This is a genomic window from Halorubrum sp. GN11_10-6_MGM, from assembly GCF_005435165.1.
In the GTDB taxonomy this organism is placed as follows: domain Archaea; phylum Halobacteriota; class Halobacteria; order Halobacteriales; family Haloferacaceae; genus Halorubrum.
Genome location: NZ_SGUC01000055.1, coordinates 1 through 9,417, shown reverse-complemented (window position 1 = coordinate 9,417; position 9,417 = coordinate 1). Strand labels below are relative to the sequence as shown.

The window sequence follows — 9,417 nt, the reverse complement described above, 5'->3', positions numbered from 1 at the left end:
TCGCCTCACACAGTATCTCCGAGCGTTCCAACTCAGACGAGAACTCTACCGCAAACCCGGACGAAAAGCGCTCAAACACGCCGTCAAAGCCACTCTCTGAAATCAACAATGTGCTACACAAGAGCGATGAGAGCAACAGATACCACGATGAGCAGGACGGAGGACTCGGGGTCGTTGGGTACGAAGTCAACTTTGATCGGTACTTCTACGACTACGAAGAGCCCAGACCAGTGGATGAAATTGACGGCGACATACGGGAGCTCGTCGGAGACATCATGGACCTATTCGAAAGCGTAGCTGGTGGACAATGACTGGAAACACAGACGATCCAACAGAGGGGATCAGCCACAATTGGGACACAATACGTCTAAAATATCTTTGTGATATCAATCCAGAATCTATTACTGGGAAATTTGATGAAGAGGAGACGATAGAATATGTCGAAATATCTTCCGTTAATAGTCGCGGTCAGATTGATGATGTTTCTAAAATGGAGTTTTCTGATGCGCCAAGCCGTGCTGAAAGAATGTTCAAACACAATGACATTCTTGTTTCTACCGTCAGAACCTATCTCAAGGCTATCGCATTAGCCCAAGATACTCCAGAGAACAGGGTCGCATCCTCTGGATTTGCTGTTCTTCGTCCTAACAACCGAGTGAATCCAGAATATCTGTATTATGTCCTCCGGTCAAAGCCATTTGTAGATTGGATTGTTGCCAATTCTGAGGGTGTCTCGTATCCAGCGATTAGTACTCAAAGACTCTCAGATATGCGGATACCAGTCCCCGATCATGATACACAAGAAAATATCATCGAGTTTATTAATGCGCAAGTTTCTGACATTGATACATTAATAAATAAAAGAGTTGAGTTATCTGGACTTCTCTACGAAAAGCGCCAAGCCCTCATCACCGCCGCGGTCACGGGTCAGATTGATGTGTCTGAGGAGAAAGGTGTCATTCAAGGCGACGATTAATGAGCAAACCCTACGACGAGAAGGCCTTCGAAAACGAGATCGCGTCCGCCCTCCTCGCTCGCGGCTACGTCGAGATTCCGAGCGATCGCTTCGACGCCGAACGCGGGGTTTTCCCCCAGCAGGTCGTCTCGTTCGTGAAGGAGACGCAGCCGGAAGCGTGGGAAAAACTGGAGACCGCTTATAAAGGAAACGCCCGCCAGCGCTTCCTCCAGGAACTCACCAGCGCGCTCGAACGACAGGGGACGCTCGAACTGCTGCGACACGGGCTCCGGACCACGGGGACGAAGATCGACCTCGCGACGTTCCAGCCCAACACCGGGATCAACCCCGAACTCCGGCGGAAGTACGACGCCAACGTCCTCGGCGTCACCCAACAGCTCCACCACTCCGCGACGAACCCAGATCGGAGCGTCGACCTCGCGCTGAGTATCAACGGCATCCCGGTCGCGACCGCTGAGCTCAAAAACACCTTCACCGACCAGACCGCGCAGGACGCCCGCGAGCAGTACGCGAATCGCGACCCGAGCGAGCCGGTGCTCCGGTTCAAACGCGGCGCGCTCGTCCACTTCGCGATCGACCAGAACGAGGTGTACTACACCACCGAACTCGACGGCGACGACACGAACTTCCTCCCGTTCAACAAAGGCCACGAGAAGGGCGGCGGCAACCCCCCGCGCGAGGACGACCACCGGACCGCCTACCTCTGGAAGGAGGTCCTCGCGAAGGACAGCTGGATGGACATCATCCAACGGTTCGTCCACGTCGACACCGAGGAGATCAAACAGGACGGCGTCACCGTCGAGGAAGATGAGACGCTGATCTTCCCACGGTACCACCAACTGGAGTGCGTCCGCCAACTGGTCGAGAGCGCGAAACGCGAGGGGTCCGGCGAGGACTACCTCGTCCAACACTCCACCGGCAGCGGGAAGAGCAAGTCCATCGCGTGGCTCGTCCACCGGCTCGTCTCGCTCCACAACGCCGACGACGAGGCCGTCTTCGACGGGGTCGTCGTCGTCACCGACCGGACGATTCTGGACGAGCAGCTCCGGAACACGATCTACGAACTCGACCACAAGACGGGCGTCGTCCACGGGGTCACCGGCGAGAACGGCCCGAAGTCCGAGGAGCTCGCCGACGCGCTCGAAGCCGGCAAACCGGTGATCATCACCACGCTCCAGACGTTCCCGTACGTCATCGAACACACGCAGTCGCTCCCCGAGCGGGACTACGCGGTCGTCGTCGACGAGGCACACAGCAGCCAGACCGGCGAGATGTCCGCCGAGATGAAGGGCATCCTCTCCGGCGTGGACGCGGAAGGGATCGACGACGCCGAAGACGCCATCGTTGCCAGCGCCGAAGCCCGGAGCAAACAGCCGAACCTCAGCTTCTTCGCGTTCACGGCGACGCCGAAGGCGAAGACGCTCCAGATGTTCGGCGAGCCCGACGGGGAGGGCGGCTACGAACCCTTCCACCTCTACTCGATGCAGCAGGCCATCGACGAGGGGTTCATCCTCGACGTGCTCCGGAACTACACGACCTACGAGACGTTCTACAACGTCGCGAAGGTCGTCGAGGAGGACCCGCAGGTCCCCGAGAAGAAGGCCGTGAAAGCCATCTCGCGGTTCCTGAAACTCCACCCGCACAACGTCTCGCAGAAAGTCGAGATCATCGTCGAGCACTTCCGGAACAACACGCGACACAAGATCGGCGGGAAGGCGAAGGCGATGATCGTCACCTCCTCGCGCTCGCACGCCGTCCGCTACAAGAAGGCCGTCGACGAGTACATCGAGGAGAACGGGTACGACCTGAGCGCGCTCGTCGCGTTCTCGGGCACCGTCGAGGACGACGGCGGGAGCTACACGGAGGAGGGGATGAACGACGGGATCAAAGAGTCCGAACTCCCGACCGCCTTCGACAGTCAGGCGCACCAGATCCTCGTCGTCGCCGACAAGTACCAGACCGGCTTCGATCAGCCCCTACTCCACACGATGTACGTGGACAAGAAGCTCTCCGGGATTCAGGCGGTCCAGACGCTTTCCCGTCTGAACCGAACGCACCCCGGCAAAGAGGACACGTTCGTCCTCGACTTCGAGAACGAGCAGTCGGCGATCAAGGAGGCGTTCGAGCCGTTCTACGGGAAGACGACCGTCGCCGAGGAGACCGACCCACAACACCTCCAGCAGCTCGCCAGCGAGCTGAAGGCGTTCCGCATCTACGACCAAAGCGACGTGGACCGGTTCGCGGAAGTCTTCTTCGACCCGGAAACCACCGGAACGGAGGGCACACACGCGAAACTGAGTAGCCTCGTCCAACCCGCGCGCGACGAGTTCGTGGTCTCGAACGAGGAGACCCAAGCGGAGTTCCGGTCGACGCTCCGGTCGTTCCTTCGGCTCTACAAGTTCCAGTCCCAGATCGTGAGCTACGCCGACACGCATCTCGAAAAGCTGTACACCTTCGGACGGTTCCTCTACAAGGAGCTCCCGAAGCGGTCGGGCCAGCCGGACGTCGAGTTCGACGACGAGCTCGCGCTCCAGTACTACCGGCTCGAAAAGTCGGAAGAGGGGGAGATCGAACTCGACGCGACCGACGGTGAGGTACAGGGGCCGACCGAGACGGGAACCGGGGGCGGGAGCGACGACGACGAGGTCGAGCTCTCGACCATCGTCGAGAAGATCAACGAGCAGCTCGGGACCGACTTCACCGAGGCGGACCAGCTGTTCCTCGAACAGCTGAAAGAGGACGCGCTCGAAGACGACCATCTCAGGCGCTCCGCGAGGGTCAACAGCCGCGAGAACTTCGCCTTGGAGTTCGACAGCGCGCTCACCGAGATGTTTATTGACCGGATGGACCAGAACGAAGCGCTGTTCGCCGAGTTCATGGACAACGACGAGGTTCAGGAGGCCATCACGGAACACCTTCGCCAGCAGGTGTACCGAGAGAGCCAGCGCGCCGACGGGTAGTCCGGGTCACGGACCGCGCCAAACTGCCGGTGGGGATCGGAAGCGCGCACGCCGCTTCAACCCTCGATCCCATGTAGCGTCGTCGCTCAGGAACGTGACTGCGACGGAAGTGGTGAAAATCGAGGCGGTGTACATTCCGGCCGTTTACCGCTCCCGGTTCCGCCCGCTCATCAGAATATCGCTGCCGCTCGCGACGTTGTTCTCGACAGAAATAGTGGGGCCGGAGGGATTTGAACCCCCGATCGACTGATATCTCCGGTGCGCCTCGGAACTCCAGAGGGTCGTCAACACGACCGATGATCAGTCGGCCGCTCGGTATATCAGTCTGGAGTGTCGTCCCGGGCGCAAGCCTCTGGAGTCAGTCGCCATGCCTGGCTTGGCCACAGCCCCGCGCTATTTCGTACGCATCGCTTACGGTATCGCGGATAAAGGGGTTTCGATCACGAGCGATGTGGCGGCCCGACGACGACGATCGAAACCGCGTGACCGCTCGGCGATCGGATCGGAACTACTCCCGGTCGTCGTCGCTCCAGTCGCAGTCTTGGCACTTGTAGCCGGTGACGAACTCGGTCACGCTCGGCATGTATCCGACCGAGATGACGTCGCGTACTGAGCACCGCGCAACGGGCTGACTGCTCACACGCGATGGATGCTAATTTGCCCATAGGATACCCTCTAGCACCAAATTTTGGGACACTTCCGTCGTGAGCCCCTTCACAGTCAGTCCGACGCTGCTGGCTAACCACGTTTTCGAACAGTGAGTGTTTCATAATAAAATGTCACGTTGATGGTTAAACTGGCAGTGACGAACTATTAGTCGAGATGCCCCTTCAGCTCAGCTCAGCGTGTCGTGTATCCAGCAACGGTTCAATATTCAGCCAGCTACAGCGCTCCCGCTCAGCCCCGCTCCGCGGTGTCGTTACAGCCAGCCAATATACACCAGTCCAGCCATGCTCAGCAAGGCGTTGGTCCCCGCAAAGGCACACACTGCTCAGCTCCGCATTCCTCGTAGTACTCGACATTGCTCCGTCGCCAACGCATTACTCCCGACACAGAGATCAGTAAAACCCGACACAGACAGAAGTAGACGACCACCAAGCAAAGTCACACCCAACTGATTATACAGGTTGACTCCTAACTTCCTCCACTATACATTACCTTCGGGGAAATCAGTTGTTACAATGCCTGTGAGGCTTGTTTAGAATATCTATTGAGAGAAATATGTTGGTCCGGTGTTTACAGATGATGCTTGTATCCTATTGGTGACTGGGTTCAGTTGAGTTGTCTACTCACTGATTATGGTCATATTCGTCCTCTACATGAGCTATCAGCTGTCGGAACGTGCGCCCGGTAGCACCCACTATACCGAACTCATCTGCGAGTGATTCGATATCGGACCACCATGAAGTCTCCTTCAGATCTGCTACCGTATCTAGATCGTGAAAGTCTGCGAGCGCTTCCATCGTGAGGCCGACAATTGCTCCGTCAACACCCCCATATCGATTGAACCCTACAAGATCACGATTGTGGATCAGATAGAGAACATGATTGCGGACGAACTCCGGAACTTCTAGCTGCTGAAGACAGGTATCCGCCAAGTGGTTCTTGAACCGGCTAAAGTTTGAGACTATCTCAGTGTCGACTGTGCTGTCAGCGTAGTGCCCAACCTCAGTGCCGAGCGAAGAATCGCTTGGGTCGATGTCTAGGCCTCTGTCGACCCGCCATATCCGTTCGTGGAGCTGACAACGCCGTTCTGAGAGGTGATCAGGCACATCGTCGGCACCGAACCATGTTATAGACACTCGCTCACCAAGCAAGAGTTGCCCACCAGTTTGTTCGTAGTGCTCCCCCTCAGCATCGATTTCTGCCTGTGGGTTTTCGGCAGCTTGTGGCTCCGGCCACGCGCCGGTTGGCCGGTCGTTTTTTCGATCAGCTGACGGACGTTCGACTCGACACTCCGATTCGTATTGGGTGAATGGTTTCGTTGAAATCATTTTACCGTCGCACGATACCCCGCCTCTAGCTAGGATCTACAACCCTACAAGCGATTGATAGAGATCTGACAGATACACACCACCAGTCAGGCGCATTGTGTATCCGCTAGCGGTTGTTGGACCTCTATATGAGGCGTTCGAGAGCAGTGTGCGCGACGATATCCCCGGATGGGCCGACTACACGCACACATCTAGTCCCGGCAGACAAAAGTGCGTCGCATAAAGGGAATACGGCTAGCCCATATCATAAGATATTAGATGTATAATGGCGGTCAAAAATTGACCAGTAAATAACAACTGGAGCCTGAGAAGTCCGGAGATACATTCGTTGGTGTTATTGCTGTAAAATACGGATTGATAGGAATAGAATTAACATAGTTATGTGACAACTAGAGTAACTATTTATTCTCCCGACGTTAGATATAGTATATGATCCCTGATGGCATGAACGAATTAAAGGGTATAGATCATAATTCGGTGGTCAACTCCCTTGAGAAAATTGTTTCTGGTTATATTCGGTCCCAATTTCGAAAGAACAACGATATTACGATTACTACCCGCAGCAGTGTTGATACCTTACTCAACGTCAAAGCCAAGAGCGGATGTCCTCGTTGATTTTAATGGTACTAATGTGACACCAGATACCAGTTGGCGTTCAAAGCTGCGTGGGTGCGCATTCAAAACGGGGACTAGGTCGGAAGAGAAAATCGATATTGCTCGAAAATTGAAAGATTTTGACAAAGCTGGATACCAGCCAATTCTAGTAGCACCTGGGTGGGTTATAATCGAAGAGCGTGGTGTCGCACCATCATATGAGTGGATGGTCAAGCTTTGTAGCTACGGCTGTGCCCTTGAGATTGTTTCCTTGAATCCGATTCGGTTTACCAAGTCAGCGATTGAACATACTAGCTTGGTTCTTCCAGATCTTCGCGAGTATTTGATGCGTAACCAGCCCTGTGACGTACAGAGTTAGGAGGTACCTGTTCCGTCTCTTCATACCGTCCCAATTATTGTAGAGGCTACCTCCGCAGAAAGTGTATGCGCAAGAAACCCCTTCCTAGTGTATTGAGACCAGAATTTTCTAGGATTGGTTCCCGGGGCCTGATTCAGTACCAAATTGACTGATATTTAAAAAAACCCAGCCCAAGACCGCATGTCGTTGCCTCCGCCTGCGCCTTGTTCAGACAGCCTCCGCCAATACGTAGTTCGGACAAGTGGACTATCTCGATCCCAAGAGTTACTGAGACTCTTTTTCACAATACACCACACGTCTGTATTCTACTGTTTGACCGATATTCAGTTGACTATTGAATCGCAGAGGGTCCACTAGAAAGTCGCCTGATGCTGTGTCGGCGATGTCCTCGGCCAGATACAGAGCGCACTCGACGACACGCGTGTTCCCGATATCCGCGAAATCACAGTTGAGGGCTTCATGGGCGTCGTCGGTCAAGGTAGAGCTAACCATCACGATGCCTCCACAGTTGACTCGATGCTCGATCCCGACCACGAGGTCTGGGACGTCGACAATAAGGCCAACACGTGGGTCACCACTGAGACCGACGCTCGTCGATACATTCAGCATGCTATTCAGCAGCTCATGGAACCTGGACACATCGACATCAATTATATTCACGAGTCAGAGGACGGTAAGTCGGTCGACATCACGCTCGTTGTCGGTGAGTGACCACGTCTTTATTTAAATGACTGTGTTACTAACGAGGCAACTGCCTCGTGTGATAGCTATACCTATCTGAAGGGTCCACCCACGGTGCTGATAACGCAAAAGCACGGTCAGGGAGGTGTTGTACAACCCTTACCAATATATCTTATTTCGAAGAACCACAAGTAAATCACCAACCTGACTCCGTATGCTCATCGAGCAGATGTTTCATTCGAAATATATTTGAAGAATATAATTTCAACAAAGCCGACTCAGGGAAAATTCCTCAAGGATTGTAGCAGCTCGCGTATCCACTATATCACTTCCACGATGTGGTAAGAACATATACGTCTATAGGATTATTCTGTTACAAGAGATGCCGTTCACTGTTAATGAGCTCGGTATATTTCACTGTAAGACGGAACCTCAACCGGAAACTACGCCCGTTCAGATAATTCGAAACACGGACCGAGACGAGTATGACACACCTATTTCTGTTGCTAGGGGCTTGATAGGCAAATTAATTGGGAAAGACTTTGTCTCTGATTCCACTAAGAGCGCTCGCGTTCACGATTTTACAGAACAAGCAGAAGAGAGCCGGGACAAAGACGCAAATACTACGTTAGGGCTATTAGAGTCGATTCTTGCTAGAGAAACAGAGATTTCAGACGATCTACGCACTTTGGCGAGCTGGTACCTCCAAACGGACTACGCCCAATCTGGACTACTTATTTTGGCCCATATCTCGAGAGGAGGTAATCCCCAGATTGCGATTATTAAGGCGCCTTTCGTTGACGACGCATATGAGCCCGATGACCAGGAAGTGCTTACAGAGATGGATGAGGTCATTAAGGGAAATCTGAAGAAGGGAATCCTTTATCCAAGAATCACTCCTGCTGGAGAGGTTCGTAAGGATCAAGCGTGTGTATATCAAGCCCAGAGCTCTCAGCGGTACCCGAAGCATTGGTTTCAATATCTATTTCTCGATCCAAGCAAAACCGCAGATGAGGCTCTAGTTGAAGAGTTCGATGCTGAGGATGAGGATGATCCCTTAGTTTCCACTACTTCTACGGAAGAGTTCGAGACTGCGCTTGATGAGATTCCTAACGATTTACACGGTGCCAAGGTAACCCTCGAAATTGCAAACAAAGAGGTTAAAGTTGAGCTTGAGGAACTATTGGAGAAGGAAAGTGTCCACCTCGTCGAGGGTAATGAAGGATACCATCTTGTTCTGTCCGGTGAACGGCCAAAAATCAAATTCTATGATGCTCCTGAAGGAAGATATAGAGAGTTGATGAGCGAATTGAGCGAATTCGATGACATAGAAATAATCAGATAGTATGAATCTATCTGATACGCTATCACTGGTGAATTCCTTACAGTCTGACTGTAAATCTGAGAACCACCAGTCGATAGTATTTGAAGTACCAATACAAGAGATTGATACGGATGCCTTACAGTCACTGCTATCTACTACTGCCACCCAACAATCGTTTCTCACGAATTTTCGGATCGAGGCTGAGTACGATGATGACCGACCTGCTTCCACCCTTATTTTTATCAGGTCTGGTAGTCTCATTGCCCCGGATCCGGATAATAAACAAGGAGAGTGGATAAATGAATTCTCGCGGAAGGCGTCTTTCTACATACACGAAGGTCGGTATGGTGAATTGTCCGAAGCAACCCACGATTTATTTATAGGTATGTGTTTAGCCCGAGATCGATTTCGGTACTCTCTCGTAGGAGCCGTTTGAGAGGTATCGTAGATCGATGCAACAGGCGAGCAAGTGGATTCCTGAGGGATGGTCTCCGATCAGGAGACCATCC

6 protein-coding genes, 1 tRNA gene and 2 pseudogenes are annotated in these 9,417 nt (G+C 53.4%); 6 read left to right on the top strand and 3 right to left on the bottom strand.

Annotated elements, in window-relative coordinates; genetic code table 11:
• From EXE46_RS15580 to EXE46_RS15565, 4 genes and pseudogenes are all read left to right on the top strand, one after another.
• A pseudogene (locus EXE46_RS15580) lies at positions 1 to 100 on the top strand (IS1595 family transposase); the annotation flags it as partial.
• Positions 101 to 110: 10 nt separating this feature from the next.
• A complete protein-coding gene (locus tag EXE46_RS15575; protein ID WP_137689262.1) occupies positions 111 to 311 on the top strand; it encodes a hypothetical protein in 201 nt (66 codons plus the stop codon).
• On the top strand, positions 308 to 976 hold the full coding sequence (locus tag EXE46_RS15570; protein WP_137689261.1) for a restriction endonuclease subunit S: 669 nt from the start codon (positions 308 to 310) through the stop codon (positions 974 to 976). The genes EXE46_RS15575 and EXE46_RS15570 overlap by 4 nt, the downstream gene beginning before the upstream one ends.
• Positions 976 to 3,936, top strand: coding sequence for a type I restriction endonuclease subunit R (locus EXE46_RS15565; protein ID WP_137689260.1), 2,961 nt, complete (start codon positions 976 to 978; stop codon positions 3,934 to 3,936). Before EXE46_RS15570 ends, EXE46_RS15565 begins: the two co-directional genes overlap by 1 nt.
• Positions 3,937 to 4,151: 215 nt before the next feature.
• Here the strand turns inward: EXE46_RS15565 and EXE46_RS16890 are convergent.
• From EXE46_RS16890 to EXE46_RS15555, 3 genes and pseudogenes are all read right to left on the bottom strand, one after another.
• A tRNA-Trp gene (locus EXE46_RS16890) sits at positions 4,152 to 4,326 on the bottom strand.
• Between the two features lie 118 nt (positions 4,327 to 4,444).
• Positions 4,445 to 4,540 (bottom strand): annotated as a pseudogene (locus tag EXE46_RS17520) (DUF5795 family protein); the annotation flags it as partial.
• 685 nt (positions 4,541 to 5,225) lie between these two features.
• Entirely contained in the window at positions 5,226 to 5,930 is a 705-nt protein-coding gene (locus EXE46_RS15555) for a hypothetical protein (protein WP_137689259.1), read from the bottom strand.
• 1,432 nt (positions 5,931 to 7,362) lie between these two features.
• Here EXE46_RS15555 and EXE46_RS15550 point away from each other — a divergent pair.
• Together EXE46_RS15550 and EXE46_RS15545 are read left to right on the top strand one after the other, a co-directional pair.
• Positions 7,363 to 7,614 carry a hypothetical protein gene (locus EXE46_RS15550; protein WP_158413962.1) on the top strand — a complete coding sequence of 84 codons (252 nt, stop codon included), beginning with the start codon at positions 7,363 to 7,365 and terminating at the stop codon, positions 7,612 to 7,614.
• 352 nt (positions 7,615 to 7,966) lie between these two features.
• Complete coding sequence (locus EXE46_RS15545) at positions 7,967 to 8,929, top strand: hypothetical protein (protein WP_137689257.1); 963 nt, start codon at positions 7,967 to 7,969, stop codon at positions 8,927 to 8,929.
• The last annotated feature ends 488 nt before the right edge of the window (positions 8,930 to 9,417 follow it).